Origin of the sequence: Actinocorallia aurantiaca, from assembly GCF_039533685.1 — a bacterium.
Taxonomy (GTDB): Bacteria; Actinomycetota; Actinomycetes; order Streptosporangiales; family Streptosporangiaceae; genus Actinocorallia; species Actinocorallia aurantiaca.
In genome coordinates, this window is sequence record NZ_BAAATZ010000034.1 from 238,656 (window position 1) to 263,370 (window position 24,715).

Sequence of the window (24,715 nt, forward strand, 5' to 3'; positions counted from 1 at the left end):
AGCCCGGAGACCCCGGACGACGAAGCCTCACGCTGGTGGGACTCCCGTTGACAGCAGGACGGACGAGCCGCCAGGCTCGGGAGCACCGACGAAGCGCACTGACGCTCCTGGGTGAACACGATCGAACATTCCTGGACGGGACCGAAGAAAGACTCGGCATGGTGTGGATCGGGAGGGGTAGAGCTCCTCGCTCGGGGTCTGGGGCCTCGCATTGAAGAGACTGGCGGGAAGTTCCTCCTTGCCTCAGCTCTGAAAACGCAGCAAGGCCTCCTGTGCGTAAGAGGCGACGAGGGTGCCGGTCGCGGTGAGGACGTCGCCTCGGCCGAAGGAGCGGCCGTGGGCGAGGATCGGGCTGTGCTGGCGGAGGAGGAGCCAGTCGTCGGTGCGGAAGGGGCGGTGGAACCAGAGGGTGTGGGAGGTGACGGCGGAGGCGAAGGCCGTGCCGGAGTCGCGCTGGCTGACTCCCTCCACGGGGCGCAGGGCCGTGCCGATGAGGGTCAGGTCGGTGGCGTAGGCGGCGAGGGCGGGGGCCAGTGCCTCGTCGACCTGCGGGGTGCGCATCCAGAGTTCGAGTTCTGGCGTCTCCTGCTTGGGGGAGTCCAGGTCGGCGGAGGTGCGGGTCTCCCAGGGGATCAAGTCGAGGTCCACCCGGTGTTCGGCGTCCGGGAGCGAGGGGACGGGCTCGGTCGTCTGGTGGTCGAGACCGTTCTCGGCGGCGTGCATCGAGACCGAGGCGGTGGCTATGGCGCCCTTGCTCTGGCGGGCGGTGATCGTCAGGGTGGCGAAGGCGCGGCCCTCGTGGTGGCGCTCGACCTCGTAGCGGACGGGCTCCTCGGAGGTGCCGGCGCGAGGGAACAGAGCGTGCAGGGACTTGACGGCCTTTTCCGGACAGGTGAGGGCCGCGGCTCGGGCGAACTGGGCCAGGAGCTGGCCGCCGAACAGCCGGTGGTACTTCAGGCGCTGGTTGCGTCCTTCGAAGGCGAAAGCCTCCTCGGCCGGCGCGCGCAGCTCCAGGCAGGAAAGGAGGTCTCCCCAGAGTTCAGGGGAAGGCGAGGGCTGTTCGGGCGTGCTGGTGAGAGACATGCCCCGATTGTAAGGGGGAATGTCGAAATTTGAGAATGGGGTTCTCGTCTAGTGGCGCGAGAATCCCTGCGAGCAGAACTCCCACACCTCGTCGGCGGTGATGACGTGGGCGTCGTCACTTCCGTCCTCGGGGGCGCCGCCGCCGGCCTGGGCGTTGAACATGACGGTCTGCATCGTCAGGGCGGCGAGGCGGCGGGGCTTGGCGTCTGGGTGCAGCTCGCCGGCGGCCTCGGCCTCGGTCATCAGCTCGGTGAACAGGCTGAGGAGCGGGGAGTGCGCCACCTTCACCTCGGTGGGGTGGGAGAGCAGCAGCTGCGGGGCGAAGTCGGTGAACAGGGGGCGCTGCGCGTCGGGGTCGGGGCGGCAGAGCTCGAACAGCAGCTGGACGGCGACCTTGAGCCGGAGCAGGGGGTCGGTGTGGCCCGCCGCGGCGGCGTGGATCTGGTCGGCCGACCGCCGCAGGGCGTCCTCGAAGAGGGCGAGCAGGAGCTCGTGCTTGCCGTCGAAGTGCTGGTAGAAGCTGCGGAGGGACTGGCGGGACCGATCCACCACCTCCTGCACGGTGAAGTCGGTGGTGCCCTTCTCCGTGATGATGGCCTGGGCCGCGTCGAGGAACCGCTCCACTCTCTGCTCGGCGCGGAGTTTGGCTGCCTTGGTGGAGCGCTCGATCGCGCGTTGCTTCCAGGCCGGCTCTTCACTCAGGGTGTTCGCGGGCGGATCCGTCTTCTGCGCCATAGGTAAACCTTACTGCACAGTATCGGCAGGCCGCCTGTGCCTTCGTCGTGTGTCGTTGAACCGTGGCGAGACCCTTACTTTCATCAAATGAGAATGATATTCTCGCAAAGCCGTTTCCCCAAACCTGAACCGAGGAGACTTCTTCGTGCGGAGGACCACCCGTGCAGCTGTCCTTTGAGACCGACGTCGAGGCCTTCCGCGCCGAGTTCGCGGCCTTCCTCGACGAGCACCTGCCCCGGGGGGCGGAGTCCCTGGAGCGGCCCCGCTCCACCGCCCACATCCCCGAATGGGCGCGCCGCTGGCAGCGGCTGCTGTTCGACGAGGGCTGGCTGCTGCCCGGCAACCCGCCGGAGTTCGGCGGCCGCGACGCGAGCCTCCTCCAGCAGTACGTGCACCTGGAGGAACTGGCCCGGCGCCGGATCTACCACAGCTTCAACCCGCAGGGGCTGGGCATCATCGCCGCCTCGCTGCTGTCCTTCGGCACCGAGGAGCAGAAGCACCGCTGGGCCGTCCCCGTCCTGCGCGCGGAGAAGACCGCCGCGCTCGGCATGAGCGAGCCCGGCGCGGGCTCCGACCTGGCGTCCCTGCGCACCCGCGCGGTGCTGGAGGGCGACCGCTTCAGGGTGAACGGGCAGAAGGTCTGGACGTCCGGCGCGCACGACGCCGACTTCATCCTCACCTTCGTCCGCACCGACCCGGACGCGCCCAAGCACAAGGGCATCAGCGTGCTGATCATCCCCACGGACACGCCCGGGGTGACCCGCCGCCCGTTCGGCTCGCTCATCGGCCCCGCCGACCTGGACTTCAACGAGGTCTTCTTCGAGAACGCCGAGGTCCCCGCGGAGAACCTCGTCGGTGAGCTGAACCAGGGCTGGACGGTCGCCAACGGCTCCCTCGGCCACGAGCGCACCCTGCTGTGGCTGGGCTTCGCCGAACGCCTGGAAGACCTCACCCAGGACTTCCGCCCCGACGGCGTGCTCGGCCGCGACCGGTACGCCACGCTCGTCATGGACCTCCAGGCCCTGCGGCTGATGGGTTCGGCGGCCCTGGCCCGCGCGGCCCGCGGCGAGCAGGATGTCGCCGCGCTGTCCGTCCTCAAGCTGTTCGGCTCCGAAGCGGTGCAGAGCGCCACGGAGGCGGCCCTGGAGACCGCGGGCCCCGACGCGCTCGCCCACCCCGCGCGGACGGCCCCGTTCAACCCCATGACCCTGGAGGACTTCTACGCCGGCTGGTTCGAACGCTACGCGCGCAGCTTCTCCGGCACCATCGCCGGCGGCGCCTCCGAGATCCAGCGCACCATCATCGCCGAGCGGGTGCTCGGCCTGCCCCGAGGCTGAGGAGCCCGACGTGTACATCGACTACGAGGTCGCCGACAAGATCGCGACCATCACCCTCAACCGTCCCGAAGCCGCCAACGCCCAGAACATGCAGTTCCTGGACGAACTCGACGCCGCCTGGACGAAGGCCGCGGCGGACGAGGACGTCGCGGTCATCGTCCTCCGGGCCGAGGGTAAACACTTCTCCGCGGGCCACGACCTGAACGACCGCTGGCCGTCCCCCGACGAGATCACCCTGGAGTGGATCTACAACGCCGAGTCCCGCCGCTACCTGGAGTACTCCCTGCGCTGGCGCAACGTGCCCAAGCCGTCGATCGCGGCCGTGCAGGGCCGTTGCATCGCGGGCGGCCTGCTGCTGTGCTGGCCGTGCGACCTCATCATCGCCTCCGAGGACGCCCTGTTCTCGGATCCGGTCGTCACGATGGGCATCGGCGGGGTGGAGTACCACGGCCACACTTGGGAGCTGGGCCCGCGTAAGGCCAAGGAGATCTTGTTCACCGGCCGTCCCCTGACGGCCGAGGAGGCCGAGAAGGTCGGCATGGTCAACCGCGTCGTGGCCCGCGCAGACCTGGACACCGCGTCCCGTGAGCTCGCAGCGCAGATCGCGGAGATGCCTCCCTTCGGTTTGCGTCAGGCCAAGCGTGCGGTCAACCAGACCCAGGACGTGCAGGGCTTCTACGCCGCGATCCAGTCGGTGTTCGACATCCACCAGACCGGCCACGGCAACGCCCTCAGCGTCAGCGGCTACCCGATCCTGGTGAAGCTCGACGAGATGAAGGCCAAGCTCAAGTAAGCGTCGAAAGGGAAAGACCGGGCTGAAATCAGCCCGGTCTTTCTCTTTCGGATCCGCTCAAAGACGAAGGAGCCGCGGAGCGGAGCCCTGTTCGCGGATGAGTGCCCCGGCCTCGCGGGTCAGCTCCCGCGCGCTGCCGAGCAGCCCGTCCAGGACGAGGGCGCGGCGGACATGCCGGTGGAGGTCGTGCTCGGCGGTGAAACCGATGCCGCCGAGGACCTGCTGGCAGTGCCGGGCGGCGGTCAGTGCGGCCTGCCCGGCCGCCGCCTTGGCCAGCAACGAGCCCAGCTCGTCGTCGGCCGCCAGAAGGGTCGCCTCGGCGCCCTCCAAAGCGACGAGGGTCTCGGCGAGCCGGTGCCGGACCGCCTGGAACGAGGCGATCGGCCGGCCGAACTGCGCCCGGTCCAGCGCGTGCGACCGGGCCAGGGCGAGCATGGCCCGCCCGGCGCCGAGCAGCCACCAGCCGAGTGCCCGCCGTCCGGCCGCCAGCGCCGCTCCACCCGGGACGTCCCCGGCTGTGGCGTGCCGCAGCGGCAGGTCCGCGTCCAGCAGGTTCCCGTCGCCTCGCCCGTCGCGTTCCCATAGCACCGTGGAGCCTCCCGCGCAGGGGAGGGGGGTCGTCCCCCCGAGGGGGCTCCCGGCGGCCTGGAGCAGCACGTCGTTGAGCACCGGGGCGTGCGCCCCGGTCTCCCCGAGCAGCCCGAAGACGAGCGGGACGGCGACCCGCGGCGCCTCTGCGATCAGGTCGGGCCAGCCCAGGGCCGTGAGGGCCTCGTCGAGTTCCCGTCCGTGCGCGGCCGTCGCCATGGCCTTGCGCAGCGCCCCGGCGAGCAGCTCCCTTTCTCCTGCGTCCATCTCGACGTCGGTCACGCCGCCGCCTCCTCTCCCGGTCGCGCGTTCAGGCTCGGAGCGGCCGTCCGCGCGGTCCTCCGCGGGGGTCCGGCGAGCGGCCCCCGCCCGCCGGGCCGTTTCACGGCACGGGCCATGCGTGTCACTCCCTTCCCAAGTCGAGGAGGCGGCGGGCGATGATGTTGCGCTGGATCTCGGCCGTGCCGCCGTAGATGGTCGCCGCCCGCGAGTACAGGTACTCCGTGCGCCACGGCGAGTCGGTGAGCTCCAGGACGCCCGGCAGCAGGTCCCGGGCGGTGTCGAACAGCTGCTGTTCGGCGGTGGCCAGCAGCACCTTGTCGACCGAGGTCTCCGGGCCGAGCCGCTCTCCGGCGGCCAGCCGCCGCTGGGTTCCGTGGGAGCGGCAGCGGGCGGTGTGCAGGGCCAGATAGGCCGAGCCGAGCGCGGCGTCGTCGGGGATGCCCGTCTCGTCCACCAGCCGGTCCAGCCGCGTGAACAGGTAGGCGATCCGGTGCCAGAAGCAGGTGGAGCGCTCGTGGGGGAGCAGGTCCATGGCCAGGCGCCACCCGTCGCCCGGGTTCCCGAGCATCCGGTCGGCGGGCACCACCACGTCGTCGAAGAACACCTCGGCGAACTCGTCGACGCCGTGCATGGTGCGCAGCGGCCGGACGGTGATGCCGGGGGTGTCCATGTCGACGAAGAACGCCGTGATCCCGTCGTGGCCCGGCGCGGTGCGGGTGAGCAGGACGCAGCGGGCCGAGTACTGGGCGAGGCTCGTCCAGACCTTCTGGCCGCTGACCGTCCACGAGCCGTCCTCGCGCGGGACGGCTCTGGTGCTCAGGGACGCCAGGTCGCTGCCGGATCCGGGCTCGGAGAAGCCCTGGCACCACTGCTCCCGCCCGCTGAGCAGCCGCGGGACCATCTCCGCGGCCAGCTCCGGACGGGCGTAGGAGATCATCGTCGGGGCCAGGACCTCGATCATCGAGTAGATCCCCGGTTCGGCGAGGTCGCGGGTGGCGACCTCCTCGCCGAGCACGGCCCGCAGCACGGCGGGCCCTCCGAGCCCGCCCACCTCGGCGGGCCAGCCGTAGCGCATCCAGCCCGCGTCGTGGAGGGCGCGCCGCACCCGCGCCAGCTGGGCGACCTGCCCGTCCAGGGAGTGGTCGGGCCCTGGGGACAGGTCGTTCTCGGCGAGCCACTCCCGCACGCCCGCCCGGAATTCGGCGACGTCCATGGGGGCTCAGGCGTCCGCGCGCTTGTGGGCGTGCGGGATCCCCGAGTCGTGGTCCCCGCTGCGGCGCATGAACGTCATGGACCTCGTCCGCAGCCGCCAGCCGTCGGCGGTGCGCGTGTAGGAGTCGCTGTAGTAGCCGATGCGCATGTGGTGGTCGGTCTGGTCGACGAAGCACAGGGGCTGGGTGCCGGTCGCCGTGTCGCCGTCCGCGGCGAACTCGACGAGCGGGGTCCCGGTCATGAACAGGCCCTTGGGCGCGGCCTCGACCAGCTCGGGGAACTCGTCCAGCGGGTAGGTGTCGCCGAAGGCGCTGTAGGTGCCGTCGGGGGTGAAGACGGAGACCAGCCCTTCGATGTCGCCCTTGGTGATGGTCACCGCGTACTTGGCCAGCAGCTGCTGGATCTCCACCAGGTCGTCAGTGGTCAAAGACCTTTCCGCCTTTCATTACGAACCGCACGTTCTGCGTGACGGTGATGTCTTCCAGGGGGTTTCCGGGGACGCCGATGACGTCGGCGAGCAGGCCCTCGGCGAGCCTGCCTCGGTCGGTGACACCGATCAGCTCGGCGGCTCTGACGGTCGCCGCGCGCAACACCTCCAGCGGGCTCATCCCGCGGCCTGCCAGCGCGACGAGCTCGTTGGCGTTCTTGCCGTGCGGGATGGCGGGGGCGTCCGTGCCGACCGCGATCTTCACCCCGGCCTCGATGGCCTTGCGCACCGACTCGCGGGCGCGCGGGAACATCTCGGCCGCCTTGGCCTGGAGTTCGGGCGCCGACTTGGAGACGTCCATGCCGTCGGCCAGGAAGGTGGTCGGCACCAGCCAGGTGCCGCGCTCGAGCATCAGCTCGATGGCCTCGTCGTCGATGAGGAAGCCGTGCTCGATGCAGTCGATGCCCGCCTCGATCGCGGCCTTCACCGCGTCGGCGCCGTGGGTGTGCGCCGCGACCTTCAGGCCGCGCCGGTGCGCCTCGTCCACGATCGCGCGCAGCTCCTCGTCGGAGTAGTGCTGCGCGCCGGGCAGCCCGGTGTGCGACATGACCCCGCCCGAGCAGCACACCTTGATCAGCTGCGCGCCGTGCTTGATCTGGTACCGGACGGCCTTGCGGACCTCGTCGACGCCGTTGGCGATGCCCTCCTCCAGCGTCAGGGGGAGCACGCCGGGCGCGAACGCCGCGAACATCGTCGGGTCGAGGTGGCCGCCCGTCGGGGTGATCGCGTGCCCGGCCGGGATGACGCGGGGGCCGTCGATCCAGCCGGCGTCGATCGCCTTGGCCAGCGCGACGTCCAGCAGGTAGCCGCCGGTCTTCACGAACAGGCCCAGGTTGCGGACGGTCGTGAACCCGGCCCGCAGCGTGCGGCGGGCGTTGCCCACCGCACGCAGCATGCGCAGCGCCGGGTCGTCCTGGACGGGAGAGAACGCGAAGGTCTCGCCGCGTCCGCCCATCAGCAGGTTGACCTCCATGTCCATCAGCCCGGGCAGCAGGATCAGCTCGCCCAGGTCGACGATCTCGCCTTCCGGCTCGCCGCCCACCCCGACGATCCGGTCGCCCTCGATGCGCAGGATGCCGGGCCGGACGATCTCCCCCGTGTCGAGGTCGAGCAGTCCGGCCGCCTTGAGCGTCAGCATCGTCAGATCACGGGTTCCACGATCAGGTCGCAGTAGGCCGCGCCGCTGTCGGGGACGCGGGCCTGCTTCCAGACCTCGACGGGGAAGGAGACCATGACGAGCGACTGCATGAGGTGCATCAGCGCCTTGGCGTCGTCGGGGAGGTCGGTGAGCGGGAACTTGTCGCAGTAGGCGATGGCGTCTTCCAGCAGGGGGAAGGCGGCGTCGTAGAAGGCCTGCATCTCCTCCATGGAGGAGGCCAGGCGCTTGGCGTAGCGCTCCGGCTCGGTGGCCAGGATCCAGTCGCCGTACGGCTTCAGGGCCGCGAACTCAGCGGGCAGCATGGTTGTTCTCCTTGACGTAGTCGCCGACGACCTTGTGCAGGTGACGCAGGAGGAGCTCCTGGTCGCAGAGGGGGAACTCGGTGACCGCCTTGGAGGCGATCATCGTCTGGGTGGCCTCCAGGGTGTTGGCGTCCTGGAGGGCGTACTCCTTGAACGTCACCGCGGCCAGCTCCTGCGCCAGTCGCTCGCGGGCGTTCTTCGGGGGCACGAAGTAGAGGCTGGCCTCGAAGATGTGCCTGTCGACCGCGGTGGGCCAGTAGTGGTAGGTCAGGTACCAGCCCGGGGCCCAGAACAGCAGGGTGAAGTTGGGGAAGAACTCGAAGGAGTCGGTGCCCCAGGACCGGTGGCGGGCGGGGTTGATGCCCGGCGGGAGCTCTTCGGGGGCCAGGCCCTGGACGTCGGGCCGGTCCCAGGGGCCGAACAGGCCGCTGCGCAGCACCCGCTCGATGGGCTTGACCATGCCCGGGTCCTTCGGCGGAGCCATGCCGCCCCAGGAGGAGATCATGGAGTGCGGGCTGAACAGCTCGTAGTGCAGCGCCTCGAAGCCGTAGCCCATGAGCTTGTCGGCCTCCTCCTTCACCGCCTGCTTCTGGTGCAGCACCGGCGCGTGGTAGAACTCGGCGAACGCGTCGATGAACAGCTTCCAGTTGCTGCCGATCTCGGCCTTGTAGGTGTAGACCTCGGTCATCTCGTGGAAGGGGTAGCCCTCCAGGCTCTCGCCCATCTCGCCCAGGTACTCCTTCAAAGGAGCGGCGTCCGGGTCGAGGTTGACGAAGATGAAGCCCTCCCACACCTCGCAGCGCACGTCCTTCAGCCCGTAGTCGCTCTTGTCCAGGTTGAAGAACTCCTCCTCCTGCTGGACGAAGGTGAGCTGTCCTTCGAGGTCGTAGCGCCAGGCGTGGTACTTGCAGGTGAACTGCCGGCAGGTGCCCTTGACCTCCTCCTTCGGGTAGTCGTTCCACACCAGCTTGTTGCCGCGGTGGCGGCACACGTTGTGGAAAGCCCGGACGACCTTGTCCTTGCCCCGCACCAGGATCAGCGAGGTGTCCGCGACCGGCAGCTCCTTGGTGAAGTAGCTGCCGGTCTTGGGCAGCAGCTCCACCCGTCCCACGTTCAGCCAGGTCTTCTTGAAGATGGCCTCGCGCTCGGCCTCGTAGAAGGCCGGGTCGATGGAGTCGGTGTAGTCGACGGGAGCGGTGCCGAGCTCGGGGTACTGCTCGGTCCAGCTGCCCGCCGGCGGCTTGGCGAAGTGGGGCACGGGTCTACCTTTCGTGTTCGGGTCGGACGCCGAGGGCGTTGAAGGCGATGGAGAGCGTGATGTAGGTGCCGATCGTGAAGATCAGGTCCATGCGCTGGCGCTCGTCGAGGTGCTCGCTGAGCTCGGCCCAGGTGAGGTCGGACAGGTTGGAGTCGCCGTCGAGCTCGTCGACGGCGCGGAGGACGGCGCGCTCGAGCTCCCCGTCGGCCCTGCCCTCGCCCGCGGCCTCGATCTCGGCCTCGGTCATGCCCTCCTTGGCGGCCACCAGTACGTGGTGGAGCCACTCGTAGGAGCAGTCGCGGCGCTTGGCGATCCGCAGGATCGCCAGCTCGCGCAGGCGGGGCGGCAGCGTGGAGCGGAACAGCAGGTGCACGTTCAGGCCGAGGAATGCCTTGGTGAGCTCGGGATGGCGGATGAGGGTGCCCAGGGCGTTGCCGGCGCCCTCCGGGTTGCGGAGCCGCCGGGGCAGCATGCCCGCCAGCGCGGCGTCCTCCTCCTCGCCCCACTGGTCGCCGGGCAGCGGGGGTGTGCGCATCACGGGCCCCCTCTGCGCGGGTCCATGGTCCGCATGCTCATGTGAACCCCTTCTCGCCTGAGAGAATGTCATTCTCATTTCTGAGTTGAAGGTTTTCATGAGGAGGGGTGCCGCGTCAATGCGGGCGGGGGAGAAGGCGGGCCCGCCGTGGACGTTCCGGTGAATGGTTGATTCTCTGCTCAGGAGAAGCTAGTTTCCTCTCACTGAGAGGAGAATGCTAGACGGGAACCGAAGGCGCCGTCTCGTCTCAGTCCCGAGCTCACCCCACCTTGCAGAACACGCATCCATCAGCTGGTCGGGGGACAGCGCTGAGGAGGACCCTCCATGAGAACGAAGAAAACGCTGGCCGCCCTTCTGGCGGTCTCCCTTCTGGCCGCAGGATGCGGCCGCAGCGGTTCCGGCGATGAAGAGACACCCGACGGCGGCACGCCGGCCGCCGCGGCGGACTTCGGTGATCTGAAGGGCCTCTGCCAGCCGGGAGACGCCAAGAGCAAGTCCGCCCAGGGCGTCGGCGCGGAGATCCAGCTCGGCGTCTTCACCGACATCGGCTTCACCAAGAAGACGGAGTTCGTGGACGCCGCCGAGGTGTTCGCCAAGTGGTGCAACGAGGCCGGCGGGATCAACGGCCGCAAGCTCGCCCCCAAGACCAGGGACTCCAAGTTCATGGAGGTCCGCCAGCGGATGCTCGAGTCCTGCCGCGAGGACTTCTTCATCGTCGGCGGCGGCTCCGCGCTCGACGCCATGGGCGTCAAGGACCGGCTGAACTGCCTGCTGCCGGCCTTCCCCGCGCAGGCGAGCCAGATGCAGAACACCGGCTCGGACCTGCAGATCGAGACGGTCGCCGGCGGCTCCTCCTACAGCCCGTACGCCGGGTACTACACCTGGATCATCAAGGAGGGATACCCCGGCTCGGCGGGCTCCGTCGGGGTCATCTCCGGCGACACCCCGGTCACCAAGGTCCTCGAGGGCCAGACCAAGGAGATGCTCACCGCCGCGGGGGCGAAGATCTCCTACAGCGAGCTCTACCCGACCCAGGGCGTCTCCGACTGGACCCCCTACGCCCAGGCCATCAAGAGCAAGGGCGTCAAGGGCCTGGTGTTCCTCGGCGACTTCGCCAGCCTCGCCAAGCTGGAGCAGGTCCTGACCAACATCGACTACAAGCTCGACTGGATCGACGCCAACAGCAACTCCTACGGCCCGGCGTTCCTCCAGCTCGCCGGCCCGGCGGTCGCCGCGCAGAACAACCTGGCCGACCTCGGCGGGGTGTTCCCGCTGGAGAACGCCGCGCAGAACCCGGCGACCCAGCAGGTCCTCGACCTGTTCAAGAAGTACGCTCCGGACAAGCAGGTGACCCTGCAGGTCGTCCGCGCCTTCGTGGCCTGGACGCTGTTCGCCAAGTCGGCCGCGAGCTGCGGTGACGACCTCACCCGCAAGTGCGTCTACGAGGCGGCCCTGAAGGAGACCGCTTGGAGCGGAGGAGGACTGCAGGCCCCCATCGACCTGTCGCAGCTGGACGCTCCGCAGAAGTGCTTCAACGTCGAGAAGGCCACCCCGGAGGGCTGGAAGCCCGCTGACTTCAAGCCCGACACCGGCGCCTACCGCTGCGACGCCCCCGCCTACAAGTTCACCGCCGACTACGGCAAGCCGCTGACCCTCGCCGACATCGGCAAGAGCCTGAGCGACTTCAAGTAATGGAACAGTTCCTCATCTTCGGGGTCGTAGGCCTGAGCACCGCGGCCGTCTACGCCGTCATCGGCAGCGGACTGGTGCTCACCTACACCACGACCGGCGTGTTCAACTTCGCGCACGGGGCGGCGGGCATGCTGTCGGCATTCGCCTACTGGCAGCTCGCCGTCGGGTGGGGATGGCCGGTTCCCCTGGCACTGGCCGCGGTACTGCTCGTCCTCGCGCCGGCCTTCGGGCTCCTGGTCGAGAAGGTGGTACTGCGGCCGGTCCAGAACCTCGGGGAAGCCGAGCGGCTGGTGATGACGGTCGCCCTGCTGAGCGGCCTCATCGCCGCCGCCCGGTGGATCTGGGACCCCAACCTGCCCCGTCCGCTCACCACCTTCTTCTTCGAGCGCCGGCCCCTCCACATCGGCCCGGCCGTGATCACCTGGCACCAGGCCCTGACCATGGCCGTCGCGGTGCTGGTCGCGGTGGGCCTGTGGATCCTGCTGAACCGCACCCGCACCGGGACCGAGATGCGGGCGGCCGTCGACGACCGGGCCCTGGTCGGGCTCACCGGCGCCGACCCGGTCAAGGCCAACCGCGTCGCGTGGGTCCTCGGCACCCAGCTCGCGGCGCTCGGCGGCATCCTCATCGCGCCGACCATCGCCCTGGACGCCGCCCAGCTCTCCCTGCTGATCGTCAGCGCCTACACCGCCGCCATCTTCGGCCGGCTGCGGAGCCTGCCGCTGACCTTCCTCGGCGCGGCCGTCGTCGGCTGCATGGAGAGCTACCTGACCGGCTACCTGCCGCAGAACCAGTACCTGCCGGGGCTGCGGCTCGCCGCGCCGGCGCTGCTGCTGTTCCTGGCGCTGCTGCTGTTCCCGCACGGGCGGCTGCGCGGCCGGGACCGCAAGCTCCGCCCGGTCCCGACGCCGACGATGCGCGGGACCTGGATCTTCGCCGCGGTGATCGTCGTCTTCTCGCTGGTGCTGGTGACGGTGCTGGACGAGGTCGACATCATCTCCTACGGGCCGATGTTCGCGCTCGGAGTGGTGGCGCTGTCGTTCGTGCCGCTGTCGGGTTTCGCGGGCCAGATCTCGTTGTGCCAGCTGAGCATGGCGGGCATCGGCGCGGTCGTCTGGGGCCAGCTGGCGCCGGACGGGCAGCCGTGGGCGCTGGTCGCCGCGTTCGCGGTGTCGGCGCTGGCCGGGGCGCTGATCGCGGTGCCCGCGCTGCGCCTGTCCGGGGTGTACCTGGCGCTGGCGACCGCGGCCTTCGCCGTCGTCCTCGACCGGTGGATCTTCACCCTGCCGTCGTTCGAGCTGCTGGGGGTGAGGATCTCGGTCTTCAACCAGGGCGCGGTGGACATGGCCGGACCCCGCCTGCTGGGATTCCGGCTGGACGAGCCCGCGGAACTGATGGTGTTCGCGGCCGTCTGCCTGGCCCTCGGCTCCCTCGCCGTGGCGGCGCTGCGCCTCAGCAGGTTCGGGCGCAGGCTGATCGCGCTGCGCGACAGCGAGGCCGCCTACGCGACGCTCGGCGGAAGCCTGCTGGTCGCCCGGGTCCTGGTGTTCGCGCTGAGCGCCGGGATCGCCGGGGTCGGCGGGGTCCTGTACGGGATGCAGCTGCAGTCGGTGACCGCCGACCAGTTCACCTTCGTGGCGGGCCTCCCGATCTTCCTGATCGCGGTGATCGGCGGTCTCGGCGCGGTGGGCAACGGCTTGTTCACCGGAACCGCCTACCTGGGGCCCATCCACCTGCTGAACGCCGTCGCGCCCTGGACGCACAACATCGTCCAGCTGCTGCCGGCCCTGGCCGGACTGGGCTTCGCCCGCCACCCCGAGGGCATCGTCCCGGGGCAGCGGCGCGGCTGGGAGCCGCTGGCCCGCAGCCGCGTCGCGCTGTCCGCGCTGATCGGCGGGTTCGCGGTGCTGTGGCTCCTGCGGGTAGGCGACCTCATCGGCAACACCGTCCTCCTCCTCGGCACGGTGGTCCTGGCGCTCGCGCTGCGGACCTGGGCGCAGTCGAAGGAGGCGGCGGACGTCAAGGCGGAGGTCCCGGTCGAGTGGTGGGGTGTGCGCCGCCCCTGGCGCGCGGAGGACGAGGAGGTGCTGTCCCGTGGGATCGCTGGAGGTTAGCGGGGTGACCGTCTCGTTCGGCGGCCACCGGGCCCTGGACGGAGTCGGCCTGACCGCCGAGCCCGGCAGGGTCACCGGCCTGATCGGGCCCAACGGGGCGGGGAAGAGCACCCTGTTCGACGTCGTGTCCGGGCTGCGCAGGCCCTCGGCGGGCCGGGTGGTCCTCGACGGGAAGGACGTCACCCGGATGGGGCCCGCCCGCCGCTCCCGGCACGGGCTGGCCCGTACGTTCCAGCGGCTGGAGCTCTTCGGACGGCTGACCGTCCGCGACAACCTGCTCGTCGCCGCGGAACTGGGACCCGACCGGAGGGTGGCCGGCCGTGCCGTTACGGGGATCCTCGAACGGCTCGGCCTGCGGGAGATGGCCGACACGCCCGCCGACGACCTGTCCACCGGCGCGTCCCGCCTGGTGGAGGTGGGACGGGCGCTGGCCGTCCGGCCCAAGCTCCTCCTGCTGGACGAACCCGCGGCGGGCCAGGACGGCGAGGAGACCGAGCGGTTCGCCGCGCTGCTGCGCTCGCTGGCCGACGACGGGACCACCGTCGTCCTCGTCGAGCACGACATGCGCCTGGTCATGAGCGTGTGCGACCACCTGCACGTGCTCGACCTCGGAAAGATCATCGCCTCCGGCGCGCCGGAGGCGGTCCGCCAGGACGAGAAGGTCCTGGCCGCCTACCTGGGGGACGCATGAGCGCTCTGCTCGAACTGCGCGAGGTCCGCGCCGGATACGGCGGAATCACCGCCCTGCACGGCCTGTCCCTGAGCGTCGCCGCGGGTCAGGTGGTGGCTCTGCTCGGACCGAACGGGGCGGGCAAGACGACGACGCTGAAGGTCGCCGCGGGAGTCCACCCGGTCGAGGCCGGGCGGCTGCTGATGGGAGGCCGGGACGTGACGGGCGCGAACCCCCGCGACCTGGCCCGCGCCGGGGTCTGCCTGATCCCCGAGGGCCGGGGCGTGTTCCCGAACCTGTCGGTCCGCGACAACCTGCTGATGATGACCTTCACCGGCCGCAGCCGCGAGGAGGTCGAGGAGGTCGCGTTCGCGCGCTTCCCCATCCTGGCCCGGCGCGCCTCGCAGGCGGCCGGGACCATGTCGGGCGGCGAGCAGCAGATGCTCGCCCTCGCCCGGGGCCTGGCCACCGATCCGGCCGTCCTGCTGCTGGACGAGCTGTCCATGGGCCTGGCCCCTCTCATCGTCGCCGAGCTGTACGAGCAGGTCGCCGAGATCGCCCGGCAGGGCGTGGCGGTCCTGGTCGTCGAGCAGTTCGCCGCGGCGGTCCTCGACATCGCCGATCACGCGGCCGTGCTGGTGCGCGGCCGGATCGAGCGGCACGGAGACCCCGACGAGGCGCTGCGCGCCGAACTTTCCGACCTCTACCTGGGGAGTGCCCGATGACCTCGACCGAGACGCGCGCGGACCGCTTCGTCCGCGAGCTGGCGGAACTGAAGATCGCCGACCCGTCCGCCGGGCGGGCGGCCCTGTGGCTGCGCGCGGGCGCGGTCCTGATGGCGGCGGGCCTGGTGCTCGGAGCTGCGGCGTATCTCATGTCGCACGGCACCACCGACCCGCTCGCCCAGCGGGACGCCCTCGCCCTCGGCCTCGGCGGGGTCTGCGCGAGCGTCGTCGGCTCGGCGCTCTTCCTGCGGTACTCGCTGACGGGCTTTCTGCGCTTCTGGATGGCCCGCCAGTCCCACGACATGTCCGTCCTCGCGGACCGCCTTCTGGAAAAGGAGAAACTGACATGACCACACCGAACCCGCGCGTGGGGGAGCAGCTCGCCAGCACCGTCTGCGCCGCGAAGGTCGTCGTCGTGCGCGCTCCCGCGGGCGGCGCGGCGCTCGCCTGCGGGGGCAGCCCGATGGTCCCCGCCGGTTCCGCGCAGCCCGTCCCCGCCTCCGGCGGGGAGGCCGCCACGCTCATCGGCAAGCGCTACGTCAACGCCGACGACACCCTCGAGGTGCTCTGCACCTCCTCCGGTACGGGCGAGCTGAGCTGCGACGGCGTCCCGATGACCCTCAAGGCGGCCAAGCCGCTGCCCGCCTCGGACTGATCGGGCCGATGAGAACAGCCATGAGCGAGGACGACATGATTCTGATCGCCCCCGAGAGGAAGTCCGAAGGCTTCCGGCGGTGCGCCCGCGCCGCGACGGGAGCCGCCCGGTGAGCGACGTGGTGCTGACCGAGCGGGTCGGCAACGTGCTGGTGGTGACGCTGAACCGACCAGAGGTCCGCAACGCCCTCGATCCCGGGCTGATGGAGGAGCTCTCGGCGGTGCTGCGCGCCGCCGAGGCCGACACCGAGGTCCGGGCGATCGTGCTGACGGGCTCCGGCACGGTCTTCTGCTCCGGGCTCGACCTGAAGGCGTTCGCGGCGGGCGGGAGCATCAAGGCGCTGGTGTGGTTCTTCCACCGCAGCGTCGCCACCCCGGTCGTCGCGGCGCTGAACGGCTCCGCGCTGGGCGGGGGTTTCGAGCTGATGCTCGCCTGCGACCTGGTCGTCGCGGCCGAGGGCGCGAAGCTGGGCATCTCCGAGGTCAGGCGCGGCCTGTTCGCGGCGGGCGGCGGCACCGCGCTCTCCGCGCGGGTGCCGATGGCGCTGGCGCTGGAGATGGGATTGACCGGCGATCCGGTCACCGCGGAGCGGGCCCTGGAAGCGGGCCTGGTGAACCGGGTGGTTCCGGCCGGCCGGGTGCTGGCCGAGGCCATGGCGCTGGCCGGGCGGATCGCGGAGAACGGCCCGCTCGGCGTCGCCATGACCAAGAAGCTGATGCGCGAGCAGCGGTGGTGCACTCCCGCGGAGGTCGACGAGGTCTTCAAGAGCGCCGACGCGAAGGAGGGCGCGCGGGCGTTCGCGGAACGCAGGCCGCCGACATGGACGGGAAGGTAGCAGGGGACAGTGGACTTCGAGCTGAGTGAAGAGCAGGAACTGTTCCGGCGGACGCTCCGCGACTACGCCGAGAAGGAGATCATGCCGGTAGCGCCCGAGTGGGAGCGGACCGGCAGGTACCCGGCGGAGATCGTCGAGAGCTTCAAGGAGTTCGGGCTGTACGGCCTGAACGTCCCGGAGGAGTACGGCGGCCTCGAGGCCGACCGCGTCTCCTACGCCTTGGCGTTCGAGGAGATCGCCCGCGCCTGGCTGGGCGCGGCCGGGCTGTTCGGGCCGCACTCGGTCGCCTGCTGGATCGTCGCCCGCAACGGCACGCCGGAGCAGAAGGCGCACTGGTTGCCGAGGATGGCGACCGGCGAGGTGCGCTCGGGCATCTGCCTGACCGAGCCGGGGGCGGGAACCGACCTGCAGGGCATCAGGACGACGGCGGTCCGGGACGGCGACCACTACGTGGTGTCGGGCGCCAAGACCTGGATCACCAACGCCAGGGTCGCCGGCATGTTCCCCGTCCTGGTGAAGACGGGGAGGGCGGACGGCGGGCACGAGGCTATGTCGGTGCTGCTGATGGACACCTCCTCGCCGGGCTTCACCGTCACCCGGGACCTGCCCAAGATGGGCTACAAGGGTCCGGAGACCAGCGAACTCGTCCTCGACGGGGTTCGGGTGCCGGTGGAGAACCTGCTGGGCGGGGTCGAAGGACGTGGCCTCCAGCAGGTTCTGGGCGGGCTGGAGATCGGCCGGATCAACATCGCGGCCAGGGCGGTGGGCGTGGCGCAGGCGGCCTACGACGCGGCGCTGGGCTACTCGCGCGAGCGTGAGGCCTTCGGCAAGCCGATCTCGGACTTCCAGGCCATCCAGTTGAAGCTGGCCGACATGGCGACCGAGATCCAGGCCGCGCGGCTGCTGACGTACTGGGCGGCTTCGCGGTCCCAGTCGGGCGGAGGCCGGGTGGACATGGAGGCGGGCATGGCGAAGATGTACGCCTCCGAGACCGCCATCAAGTGCTCGCTGGAGTCGATGCGCATCCACGGCGGTTACGGCTACTCGGCGGAGTTCGTCGTCGAGCGGCTGTACCGGGACGCGCCGCTGATGGCCATCGGGGAGGGGACGAACGACGTCCAGCGCCTGGTGATCGCCAGGTCCCTGGTGTCGGGCAAGGGGCGTCTGGGCTGGTGAGAAGGGTCCTCTCGCGAGGGCTCGGCGCGCGGGCCCCCGGTCGGTTGCGATCGGGGGTCCGCTGGGTTATGAACACTGAGAAGCGGCTTCTCCTGAAAAATCAGTAGTAAGTGAAAAATTACGTTGATGTGACGGTTGTCACGGTCTTGGAACCGACTTAATGTGGGTTCAGCAGGTTCCGGGAAGGAGGAGAGGATGTCCGACCAGCGGCCCTACGCCTCCCTCCTCGCCAAGGGAGAGGACCGGAGGCAGCGGATCCTGGCCGTCGCACAGCGGCTCCTGACCCGGAACGGGTGGCGCAACACGACACTCGGCCAGATCGCCAAGGAGGCCGGGGTGACCCCCGCGGGCCTGCTGCACCACTTCGAGTCGAAAGAACAACTGCTCCATGCGGTGATCGACGCGCGGGACGCCTACGACGACGCCCGTGCCGAGTTGACGGGCGACATCATCGAGCAGTTGGAGAAGGTCGCCGAGCGGTTCCTGGAGGCCCCGGAACTGATCGGGACGTTCGCCGTCCTCCGCATGGAGAACCTCGATCCCGGAGCTCCCCTGCACGAGCGCTTCCTGACCAGGGAGCGGCTCTCGGTCCACCTCGTCGCCGAGAACATCCGCAGGGGCCAGCGCGCCGGGCTCTACCGCACAGACCTGGATCCGGCCGTCAAGGCCGTGGAGATCATCGCCTTTCTCAACGGGATAGAGGCATCATGGCTGCTCGACCCTTCGATTCCATTGACCGAGGTGTTCGGGGAGTACACCCGTTCACTCGCGAGGCAGCTCGCCAGGCCTTCAGTTCCCTGAAGCCCCGGCTGGTGGTGGCGGCCCCGAACAAGGCCGAGGTGGTGAAGTTCGCCGGCGGATGGCTGTTCGACCGGGTGATGGCCGGGTGGGACGTCCTGGTCCTCACCCCCGACGGAGGGGACGACCGCCCGCTGCGGATCCTCGGCGCCCGCCCCCTGGACCTGGAGTCCGCCCTGTCCTGCCGGTTCGAGGGCCCCCGGCCCCAGGCCATCGCGATCGACGCGGAGCTGTACGGCGCGGACAAGCGCATCCAGGACCGGGTGCTCCAGGTGCTCGACGAGGGCGTGACCGAGATCAGGCTCTGGGGCGAGTACTGGTCGACGGACGGAGCGGGCGGCGCCTGCGCGGTGCGGCACCGGCTGAGCGCCGCCGCGCGCGCGTTCAAGGCCCAGGCGCTGGGGGCCACCGCCGTCAAGGCCGACCGGGGCGAGGTCATCGAGCTGTTCGGTCCCGGCGAGCTGCTCCGCCTCTCCCGCCAGAGCCGGAGCGCCTGATTCTCCGAGGTCCGGAAGGCGGCTTCCGAGCGGTCTTCCGGACTCCGCTCCGAGGGGCGCGTGAAAACGCCCGGGGCGAGACGGCGCCTCCTCGCCGGTGCATACTAAGCGCATCGAGTGCCGAAAAAGGGGGCCGCGGTGGAGCGTCCTGAGGTCCTGGTGGTCGGCGCGGGCGGCGCCGGGGCCGTGCTGGCGGCCCGGCTCAGCGAGGACGCCGACCGCCAGGTCGTGGTCCTAGAGGCCGGTCCGGTGCCCCGCGAGGGCTTCCCGCCGGACCTGCTGGACGCCCGGCGCGTCCCCGGCGCGCGTGCGGGCCACCCGTTCACCCGCGCGCATGCCGCGCACCTCATCCCCGGCCGCCTGTACGCCGCGCTCAGGGGCCGCGTGCTCGGCGGATCGACCACCGTGAACGGCGGCTACTTCGTCCGTGCCCGCCGCGCGGACTTCGACCGCTGGTCGGCCGAGGCGGGCGACCCGTTCTGGTCCTACGAGCGGGTGCTCCCGTTCCTGCGAGCCCTGGAGAATGACCTCGACCTGGGTGCCGGCCCCCTCCACGGGGACGAAGGGCCGATCCCGGTCCGCCGCGCAGACCTGCGGCACCCCGCCGCCGAGGCGTTCCGCGCCGCCGCGCATGAGCTGGGCTTCCCTGACGAACCCGACAAGAACGCTCAGGACGCCCCGGGCTTCGGCCCCGTCCCGTCGAACTCCGTCGGCGGACGCCGCGTCAACACCGGCCTCGCCTACCTGCTGGGCGTGCTGGACAGGCCCAACCTCACGGTGCTCGGAGACCACGCGGTGCTGTCGGTGCTGTTCGACCGGGGACGCGCCACCGGCGTGCTCGTCGAGCACCGCGGGCGGCGGACCGTCATGGAGGCGGGCGAGATCATCCTGTGCGCGGGGGCCTTCGCCACCCCGCACCTGCTGCACCTGTCGGGCATCGGCCCGGAGAAGGAGCTCACCCGCCTCGGCATCCCCGTCGTCCAGGATCTCCCCGCCGTCGGAGCCGCCCTCAGCGACCATCCCCAGGTGATGCTGGAGTGGACGCCCCGCCGCCCCCTGCCCGCGCCGTCCGGGTCCTGGCTGGGCGGCGTCCTGCACCTGTCGTCCTCGACCGGGGAGCATCCGGGAGACCTGGAGATCCTGCAGTCCCTCGCCTCTCCGGCCGCTCTGGTCGGAGAGGCGGCGCCTCCCGGCGCGCCGCTGCCCTTCCTCGTCTCCGTCCAGACCCCCAGGAGGACGGGCGTGCTGAGCACGGAGTCCGCGGACCCGTCGGTGCCTCCCCGCATCGACTACGGCTACCTCGAGACCCCGGACGACCGCCGCCTCATGCGGGAAGCCGTCCGTGCCGCGGCCGACGTGGCCGCCACCGGAGCCTTCGCCGAGGTCTCCGCGGGCCTGCTGGGGCCGGAACCGCGGACCCTCGACGACGACCGAGCCCTGGACGGCTGGATCCGCTCCCGCCTCGGCACGTCCCAGCACACCTGCGGCACCGTCCCGATGGGCGGGCTCGGCGCGGTCGACGCCCGGGGCAGGGTGCACGGCGTGACCGGACTCCGCGTCGCCGACACCTCGATCCTCCCGACGGCCCCGCTACGCGGACCCGCCGCCACCGCCGTCCTCCTGGGCGAGCTGATCGCCGACGCCGTCCGCCGGGAGCGCTCCTGATCCGAGCCCCGCCTCCACCTGCCGGATGGCCCCGTCCAGCAGCACCGAGAGGTCGCTCTCCGGGCCCTCGAAGAGCCAGTGCTCGTAGGCCGCCATCGCCGCGGACAGCAGGGTGTACCCGGCGAGCCGGGGGAACATCGCGGACGGCGGCAGGCCGGTGCGCTCCGCCACGAACTCCGTGATGATGCCCCGCCAGGACGCGTAGCGCAGGGTCGCGTCGGCCTGCAGCGTCGGCACGCGCAGGATGAGCTCCATCCGCTGCCGGTGCCACGGCACGTCCGCGACGTCGAAGCGGTTGAACTCCACGACCGCCCGGCGCAGGGCGTCCGCCATGGGCGCCCGCGGGTCGCTTTTGGCGAGCAGTTCCCGCAGCCTCAGCAGGTGCTCCTCGAAGTCGCCCCACACGAGGTCGTTCTTGGAGGGGAAGTAGCGGAAGAACGTCCGCCTTCCGATGCCCGCCGCGGCCGCGATGTCGTCCACCGTCGTGTCGTCGAAGCCGCGCCGCGCGAACAACTCGAAGGCCAGCCGCTCCAGCGCCGCCCGCGACGTCACCCGCGGCCTTCCCATGGTCGGCTTCACACGGCCTCCTCTTCTTTCACGGACACCAGGCTGTCACGGCGGGAGGTCTCCGCGTCGGCTTTCCGCGCCGGGGGAGGAACCGGAACGGAGGGCATACTCGCCCCCTGGGTGGGTAACAGAATGGTAACGTGAGTTATCTGGCGCTCGGTAGACGACCGTACTGTTCCGGCATGCCTCGCATCGTGCTTGTGGTCTGCGGGGGATCGACACCGCGAGGAGCTCTCTGATGGACCGGCCCGTCCCCGTCGAGGCCAGAGCCCGCCTGCTGGCGGGACAGGACATGTGGACGCTGCCCGCCGTGCCGGAACTCGGCTTCGGCGGGCTCGTCATGTCGGACGGGCCCGTCGGCGTGCGCGGCACGCGGTGGACGGCGGGGGACCCGTCGATCGCGCTGCCCAGCCCCACCGCCCTGGCCGCCACCTGGGACACCGGCCTCGCCCGCCGGGTCGGGGCCCTCCTGGCGCAGGAGGCCCGACGCAAGGGGGTTCACGTCCTGCTCGCCCCGACCGTCAACCTGCACCGCTCGCCCCTCGGCGGGCGGCACTTCGAATGCTTCTCCGAGGACCCGCTGCTCACCGGCGAGCTGGCCGCGGCCTACGTCCAAGGGGTGCAGTCCGGCGGCGTGGCGGTGACCGTCAAGCACTTCGTGGCCAACGACTTCGAGACCGAGCGCATGACGGCGGACGTCGTGGTGTCCGAACGCGCGCTGCGCGAGCTGTACCTGCTGCCGTTCGAGATCGTCGTCCGCGAGGCCGCCCCGTACGGGATCATGGCCGCCTACAACGGCGTCAACGGCACCCCCATGAGCGAGCACGGCAGGCTGCTCAACGACGTCCTGCGCGGGGAGTGGGGCTTCGACGGGGTCGTCGTGTCCGACTGGTTCGGCGCGCGCCGCACCGTCCGGGCCGCGCTCGGCGGGCTGGACGTCGCGATGCCCGGCCCCTCGAAGGTCTACGGGCCCGCGCTGGCCGAGGCCGTCCGCGCGGGCTCGGTGCCGGAGGAGGTGCTCGACGAGCACGTCCAGCGGGTCCTGGACCTGGCGAAGCGCACCTCGCCCTTGAGGTCCCCGGAGTCCCCGGCGGAGCTCCCGCCGGTGGACGGGCAGGCGCTCGCCCGCGAGGTGGCGGCCCGCTCGTTCACCCTGCTGCGCAACGACGGCGTCCTGCCGCTCGCCGGAGCCCCCCGCGTCGCGCTGATCGGCGGCCTGGCCAAGGAGGCGCGCGTGATGGGCGGCGGCAGCGCCCAGGTCTTCCCGTCGCACGTCGTCTCCCCGCTGGAGGGGCTGGAGAGCGCCGGGCTCGACGTGGTGTACGCGCGCGGAGCCGACCCGAGCCGGCGGCTCAACCCGGCCGTGTTCCCCCTGCGGACCACCGCCCGCGACGCCTCGGGGAAGGTCCTCGGCGAGTACGCCCAGCCGGACGGCTCGCTGCAGTGGGTCGGCCAGATGCCCGAAGGGGTCGACCACGCCGAACTCGGCTCCGTCGCGATGCGCGGCACCCTCATCCCGCAGGCGACCGGCGAACACCGGATCGCGATCGAGGGCGTCGGCGCGTTCGAGCTCACGGTCGGCGGCGACGTGCTGTTCGACGGGACCGTCGCCCACGACGGCGAGGACCCGTTCGCCGCGTTCTTCTCCCCGCCGCAGACGGTCTTCCCCGTCCACCTGGAGAAGGACACGGAGATCGAGGTGGAGCTGACGCACCGCCCGCCGAAGGGCCGGATGCCGCTGCCGTTCGTCGGGTTCGGCCTGATGCACCGCGAACCGACGCCGGACCCCGACGTGCTCCTGGCCGAGGCGGAGGCCGCAGCCGCGGCCGCCGACGTGGCGGTCGTGGTCGTCGGCACGTCCAAGGAGGTCGAGAGCGAGGGCTTCGACCGCGCCTCCCTGGAACTGCCCGGCCGCCAGGACGAAATGGTGGCCCGCGTGGCCGCCGCCAACCCGCGCACGATCGTCGTGGTCAACGCCGGTTCCCCCGTCGAGATGCCCTGGCGCGACGACGTCTCCGCCGTCCTGCTCACCTGGTTCCCCGGCCAGGAGGCCGGCCACGCGCTCGCCGACGTCCTCACCGGCCGCGCCGAGCCCGGCGGACGCCTCCCCACCACCTGGCCCGCCGTCCTGGAGGACTGCCCCGTCACCGAGGTGGCCCCGGTCGACGGCGTCATGCGCTACGAGGAGGACGTCTTCGTCGGCTACCGCGCCTGGCTGCGCACGGACACCCCGCCGGCCTACGAGTTCGGCTCCGGCCTGGGCTACACCACCTGGTCCTACGAGAAGGCCGACCACACCGGCGACGCCCTGACCGTCACCCTTCGCAACACCGGCACCCGCCACGGGCGCGAGGTCGTCCAGGTCTACCTGGCCCCCGCCCGCCGCGACGAGAACCGCCCGCCCCGCTGGCTGGTGGCCTTCACCGTCGTCGAAGCGGCCCCCGGCGAACCCGTCACCGCCACCCTGCCCCTCCCCGAACGCGCCTTCTCCATCTGGCGCGACGGCGCCTGGCGCCCCATCCCCGGTGACTACCTCCTCCACACCGGCCACTCGCTGACCGACACCCCCCTCACCACCCCGCTCGCCCACCCCTGAGCCGGAATCCGTCGCCGAGGTGCTCCGTTTTCGCCGATAACGGAGTGTGAAGGGCCGATGACGGGGATGATGTCGGCGGGAGGTCGGGATGCCTGTCGACTATCGTGCGCCCAACATCAACGCCCGTCGCCTCGGGCTGTACCTGCAGCGGGCGCGGGAGTTCGTGGAGCTCACCTATGACGAGGCCGCGTTCGTGGCGCGCTGCGACGTCGAGTGGCTGATCCGGGTGGAGACGGGCTTCGCGTCCCCCGCTCCGGAGGAGGTGGAGCGGATCCTGACGAGCTACGACGTCCGGGAGGCCGAGGTCGCCGACATCATGATCGACCTGGCGTCCCGCCCCGACGGCCCGGCCTGGCTGGCCCGCCACGCCCCCCGGATGAAGGCCTCGACCCGCGACATCCTCATCTCCGAGTCCGAGGCCTCCGTCGTCCGCACGTTCGGCGTCCAGCTCGTCCCGGCGCTGGCCCGCTGCGAGACGTACTTCCGCCGCCTGGAACCCGAGATCCACCCGGACCTCGACGTCGACGAGGAATGGGACCTCCTCCACCACCGCCAGACCTACCGCGCCGCCGGGCGGCCCCGCGTCCTGGACGTCATCGTCGACGAGCGCGCCCTGACCCTCCACGTCGAGCCGGACGTCATGGCGGCGCAGCTCCGCCACCTGCTGGACCTGGGCGCCGACCCGGACACCGTCGTCCGCGTCATCCCGAAGCGGGCGGCCTTCTACGAGCTGCGTGCCCACCCCTTCGACCTGCTGGAATTCCCCGGGGTGGGGGACCGCCTCGGCCTCTCCCACACCGCCCTCGGCACCGATTTCTGCCCCACGGACCTCACCGGGACCTGGGAGTTCATCGAGGAGAGGTCCGCGCTGGCGCCGGACCGCAGCCGCTTCCACCTGCTCGACCTCCTGGCCGACCTGGCCTGACCTCCTCCGCGAGGGCCTACGGCCCGTGT

25 protein-coding genes are annotated in these 24,715 nt (G+C 71.1%); 15 read left to right on the plus strand and 10 right to left on the minus strand.

All coding sequences use genetic code 11. The annotated features are described in order from the left end of the window. Positions 1-243: 243 nt before the first annotated feature. Entirely contained in the window at positions 244-1,083 is an 840-nt protein-coding gene (locus ABD327_RS33740) for an acyl-CoA thioesterase (protein ID WP_344456965.1), read from the minus strand. Positions 1,084-1,131: 48 nt separating this feature from the next. After that, positions 1,132-1,818 carry a TetR/AcrR family transcriptional regulator gene (locus tag ABD327_RS33745; protein WP_344456967.1) on the minus strand — a complete coding sequence of 229 codons (687 nt, stop codon included), beginning with the start codon at positions 1,816-1,818 and terminating at the stop codon, positions 1,132-1,134. 161 nt (positions 1,819-1,979) lie between these two features. On the opposite strand from ABD327_RS33745, the gene ABD327_RS33750 reads away from it, so the two are divergent. Then, complete coding sequence (locus tag ABD327_RS33750; protein WP_344456970.1) at positions 1,980-3,155, plus strand: acyl-CoA dehydrogenase family protein; 1,176 nt, start codon at positions 1,980-1,982, stop codon at positions 3,153-3,155. A gap of 10 nt (positions 3,156-3,165) precedes the next feature. Next, positions 3,166-3,948, plus strand: coding sequence for an enoyl-CoA hydratase (locus ABD327_RS33755; RefSeq protein ID WP_344456973.1), 783 nt, complete (start codon positions 3,166-3,168; stop codon positions 3,946-3,948). Positions 3,949-4,005: 57 nt separating this feature from the next. Here ABD327_RS33755 and ABD327_RS33760 read toward each other — a convergent pair whose 3' ends face one another. From ABD327_RS33760 to ABD327_RS33790, 7 genes are all read right to left on the minus strand, one after another. After that, on the minus strand, positions 4,006-4,818 hold the full coding sequence (locus ABD327_RS33760; protein WP_344456976.1) for an acyl-CoA dehydrogenase family protein: 813 nt from the start codon (positions 4,816-4,818) through the stop codon (positions 4,006-4,008). A gap of 121 nt (positions 4,819-4,939) precedes the next feature. Next, positions 4,940-6,031 carry an acyl-CoA dehydrogenase family protein gene (locus ABD327_RS33765; protein WP_344456979.1) on the minus strand — a complete coding sequence of 364 codons (1,092 nt, stop codon included), beginning with the start codon at positions 6,029-6,031 and terminating at the stop codon, positions 4,940-4,942. 6 nt (positions 6,032-6,037) lie between these two features. Then, the gene (locus tag ABD327_RS33770) at positions 6,038-6,457 is read right to left on the minus strand and encodes a nuclear transport factor 2 family protein (RefSeq protein WP_344456982.1); all 420 of its coding nucleotides are present in this window, start codon (positions 6,455-6,457) and stop codon (positions 6,038-6,040) included. Continuing rightward, positions 6,447-7,655, minus strand: coding sequence for a metal-dependent hydrolase family protein (locus tag ABD327_RS33775; RefSeq protein ID WP_344456984.1), 1,209 nt, complete (start codon positions 7,653-7,655; stop codon positions 6,447-6,449). Before ABD327_RS33775 ends, ABD327_RS33770 begins: the two co-directional genes overlap by 11 nt. Positions 7,656-7,657: 2 nt before the next feature. After that, the gene (locus tag ABD327_RS33780) at positions 7,658-7,978 is read right to left on the minus strand and encodes a hypothetical protein (protein ID WP_344456986.1); all 321 of its coding nucleotides are present in this window, start codon (positions 7,976-7,978) and stop codon (positions 7,658-7,660) included. Further along, positions 7,965-9,236, minus strand: a complete 1,272-nt coding sequence (locus tag ABD327_RS33785) for an aromatic ring-hydroxylating oxygenase subunit alpha (RefSeq protein ID WP_344456989.1) — start codon at positions 9,234-9,236, stop codon at positions 7,965-7,967. Before ABD327_RS33785 ends, ABD327_RS33780 begins: the two co-directional genes overlap by 14 nt. Before the next feature lie 4 nt (positions 9,237-9,240). After that, positions 9,241-9,771, minus strand: coding sequence for a carboxymuconolactone decarboxylase family protein (locus ABD327_RS33790; RefSeq protein WP_344456992.1), 531 nt, complete (start codon positions 9,769-9,771; stop codon positions 9,241-9,243). Between the two features lie 324 nt (positions 9,772-10,095). On the opposite strand from ABD327_RS33790, the gene ABD327_RS33795 reads away from it, so the two are divergent. The 11 genes from ABD327_RS33795 (at position 10,096) to mftG (ending at position 20,598) form a co-directional block, all read left to right on the plus strand. Further along, the gene (locus ABD327_RS33795; RefSeq protein ID WP_344456994.1) at positions 10,096-11,463 is read left to right on the plus strand and encodes an ABC transporter substrate-binding protein; all 1,368 of its coding nucleotides are present in this window, start codon (positions 10,096-10,098) and stop codon (positions 11,461-11,463) included. Continuing rightward, positions 11,463-13,577: a branched-chain amino acid ABC transporter permease gene (locus ABD327_RS33800; RefSeq protein WP_344456996.1), complete on the plus strand. Its 2,115-nt coding sequence runs from the start codon at positions 11,463-11,465 to the stop codon at positions 13,575-13,577. Before ABD327_RS33795 ends, ABD327_RS33800 begins: the two co-directional genes overlap by 1 nt. Positions 13,578-13,581: 4 nt before the next feature. Then, positions 13,582-14,268 (plus strand): ABC transporter ATP-binding protein, encoded by a 687-nt coding sequence (locus ABD327_RS33805; protein WP_344456998.1) that lies wholly within the window; start codon positions 13,582-13,584, stop codon positions 14,266-14,268. Then, positions 14,265-14,972, plus strand: a complete 708-nt coding sequence (locus tag ABD327_RS33810) for an ABC transporter ATP-binding protein (protein ID WP_344457000.1) — start codon at positions 14,265-14,267, stop codon at positions 14,970-14,972. Before ABD327_RS33805 ends, ABD327_RS33810 begins: the two co-directional genes overlap by 4 nt. Then, positions 14,969-15,322 (plus strand): hypothetical protein, encoded by a 354-nt coding sequence (locus tag ABD327_RS33815; RefSeq protein ID WP_344457002.1) that lies wholly within the window; start codon positions 14,969-14,971, stop codon positions 15,320-15,322. Before ABD327_RS33810 ends, ABD327_RS33815 begins: the two co-directional genes overlap by 4 nt. Further along, complete coding sequence (locus ABD327_RS33820) at positions 15,319-15,627, plus strand: hypothetical protein (protein WP_344457004.1); 309 nt, start codon at positions 15,319-15,321, stop codon at positions 15,625-15,627. Before ABD327_RS33815 ends, ABD327_RS33820 begins: the two co-directional genes overlap by 4 nt. A 109-nt stretch (positions 15,628-15,736) precedes the next feature. Further along, positions 15,737-16,462, plus strand: a complete 726-nt coding sequence (locus ABD327_RS33825; protein ID WP_344457006.1) for an enoyl-CoA hydratase-related protein — start codon at positions 15,737-15,739, stop codon at positions 16,460-16,462. 9 nt (positions 16,463-16,471) lie between these two features. After that, a complete protein-coding gene (locus tag ABD327_RS33830) occupies positions 16,472-17,638 on the plus strand; it encodes an acyl-CoA dehydrogenase family protein (protein ID WP_344457008.1) in 1,167 nt (388 codons plus the stop codon). A 195-nt stretch (positions 17,639-17,833) separates the two neighbouring features. Further along, on the plus strand, positions 17,834-18,439 hold the full coding sequence (locus ABD327_RS33835) for a TetR/AcrR family transcriptional regulator (protein ID WP_344457010.1): 606 nt from the start codon (positions 17,834-17,836) through the stop codon (positions 18,437-18,439). Between the two features lie 11 nt (positions 18,440-18,450). Beyond that, the gene (locus ABD327_RS33840) at positions 18,451-18,933 is read left to right on the plus strand and encodes a hypothetical protein (RefSeq protein WP_344457012.1); all 483 of its coding nucleotides are present in this window, start codon (positions 18,451-18,453) and stop codon (positions 18,931-18,933) included. 138 nt (positions 18,934-19,071) lie between these two features. After that, complete coding sequence (mftG, locus tag ABD327_RS33845; protein ID WP_344457014.1) at positions 19,072-20,598, plus strand: mycofactocin dehydrogenase MftG; 1,527 nt, start codon at positions 19,072-19,074, stop codon at positions 20,596-20,598. Here the strand turns inward: mftG and mftR are convergent. After that, complete coding sequence (gene mftR, locus ABD327_RS33850; RefSeq protein WP_344457016.1) at positions 20,524-21,177, minus strand: mycofactocin system transcriptional regulator; 654 nt, start codon at positions 21,175-21,177, stop codon at positions 20,524-20,526. The genes mftG and mftR overlap by 75 nt on opposite strands. 226 nt (positions 21,178-21,403) lie before the next feature. Between mftR and ABD327_RS33855 the strand changes: the two genes are divergently transcribed. Together ABD327_RS33855 and ABD327_RS33860 are read left to right on the plus strand one after the other, a co-directional pair. Beyond that, positions 21,404-23,761 carry a glycoside hydrolase family 3 protein gene (locus tag ABD327_RS33855; RefSeq protein ID WP_344457018.1) on the plus strand — a complete coding sequence of 786 codons (2,358 nt, stop codon included), beginning with the start codon at positions 21,404-21,406 and terminating at the stop codon, positions 23,759-23,761. A gap of 88 nt (positions 23,762-23,849) precedes the next feature. Then, complete coding sequence (locus ABD327_RS33860; protein ID WP_344457020.1) at positions 23,850-24,686, plus strand: helix-turn-helix domain-containing protein; 837 nt, start codon at positions 23,850-23,852, stop codon at positions 24,684-24,686. Positions 24,687-24,715: the final 29 nt, after the last annotated feature.

What these genes read in the sequence shown, in the direction of transcription:
- ABD327_RS33765 (WP_344456979.1), bottom strand. Translation starts at nt 6,031, where the DNA reads ATGGACGTCGCCGAATTCCGGGCGGGCGTGCGGGAGTGGCTCGCCGAG.
- ABD327_RS33745 (WP_344456967.1), bottom strand. Translation starts at nt 1,818, where the DNA reads ATGGCGCAGAAGACGGATCCGCCCGCGAACACCCTGAGTGAAGAGCCG.
- ABD327_RS33835 (WP_344457010.1), top strand. Translation starts at nt 17,834, where the DNA reads ATGTCCGACCAGCGGCCCTACGCCTCCCTCCTCGCCAAGGGAGAGGAC.
- ABD327_RS33800 (WP_344456996.1), top strand. Translation starts at nt 11,463, where the DNA reads ATGGAACAGTTCCTCATCTTCGGGGTCGTAGGCCTGAGCACCGCGGCC.
- ABD327_RS33795 (WP_344456994.1), top strand. Translation starts at nt 10,096, where the DNA reads ATGAGAACGAAGAAAACGCTGGCCGCCCTTCTGGCGGTCTCCCTTCTG.
- ABD327_RS33860 (WP_344457020.1), top strand. Translation starts at nt 23,850, where the DNA reads ATGCCTGTCGACTATCGTGCGCCCAACATCAACGCCCGTCGCCTCGGG.
- ABD327_RS33820 (WP_344457004.1), top strand. Translation starts at nt 15,319, where the DNA reads ATGACCACACCGAACCCGCGCGTGGGGGAGCAGCTCGCCAGCACCGTC.
- ABD327_RS33855 (WP_344457018.1), top strand. Translation starts at nt 21,404, where the DNA reads ATGGACCGGCCCGTCCCCGTCGAGGCCAGAGCCCGCCTGCTGGCGGGA.
- ABD327_RS33790 (WP_344456992.1), bottom strand. Translation starts at nt 9,771, where the DNA reads ATGCGCACACCCCCGCTGCCCGGCGACCAGTGGGGCGAGGAGGAGGAC.
- ABD327_RS33740 (WP_344456965.1), bottom strand. Translation starts at nt 1,083, where the DNA reads ATGTCTCTCACCAGCACGCCCGAACAGCCCTCGCCTTCCCCTGAACTC.
- ABD327_RS33775 (WP_344456984.1), bottom strand. Translation starts at nt 7,655, where the DNA reads ATGCTGACGCTCAAGGCGGCCGGACTGCTCGACCTCGACACGGGGGAG.
- ABD327_RS33780 (WP_344456986.1), bottom strand. Translation starts at nt 7,978, where the DNA reads ATGCTGCCCGCTGAGTTCGCGGCCCTGAAGCCGTACGGCGACTGGATC.
- ABD327_RS33810 (WP_344457000.1), top strand. Translation starts at nt 14,265, where the DNA reads ATGAGCGCTCTGCTCGAACTGCGCGAGGTCCGCGCCGGATACGGCGGA.
- ABD327_RS33815 (WP_344457002.1), top strand. Translation starts at nt 14,969, where the DNA reads ATGACCTCGACCGAGACGCGCGCGGACCGCTTCGTCCGCGAGCTGGCG.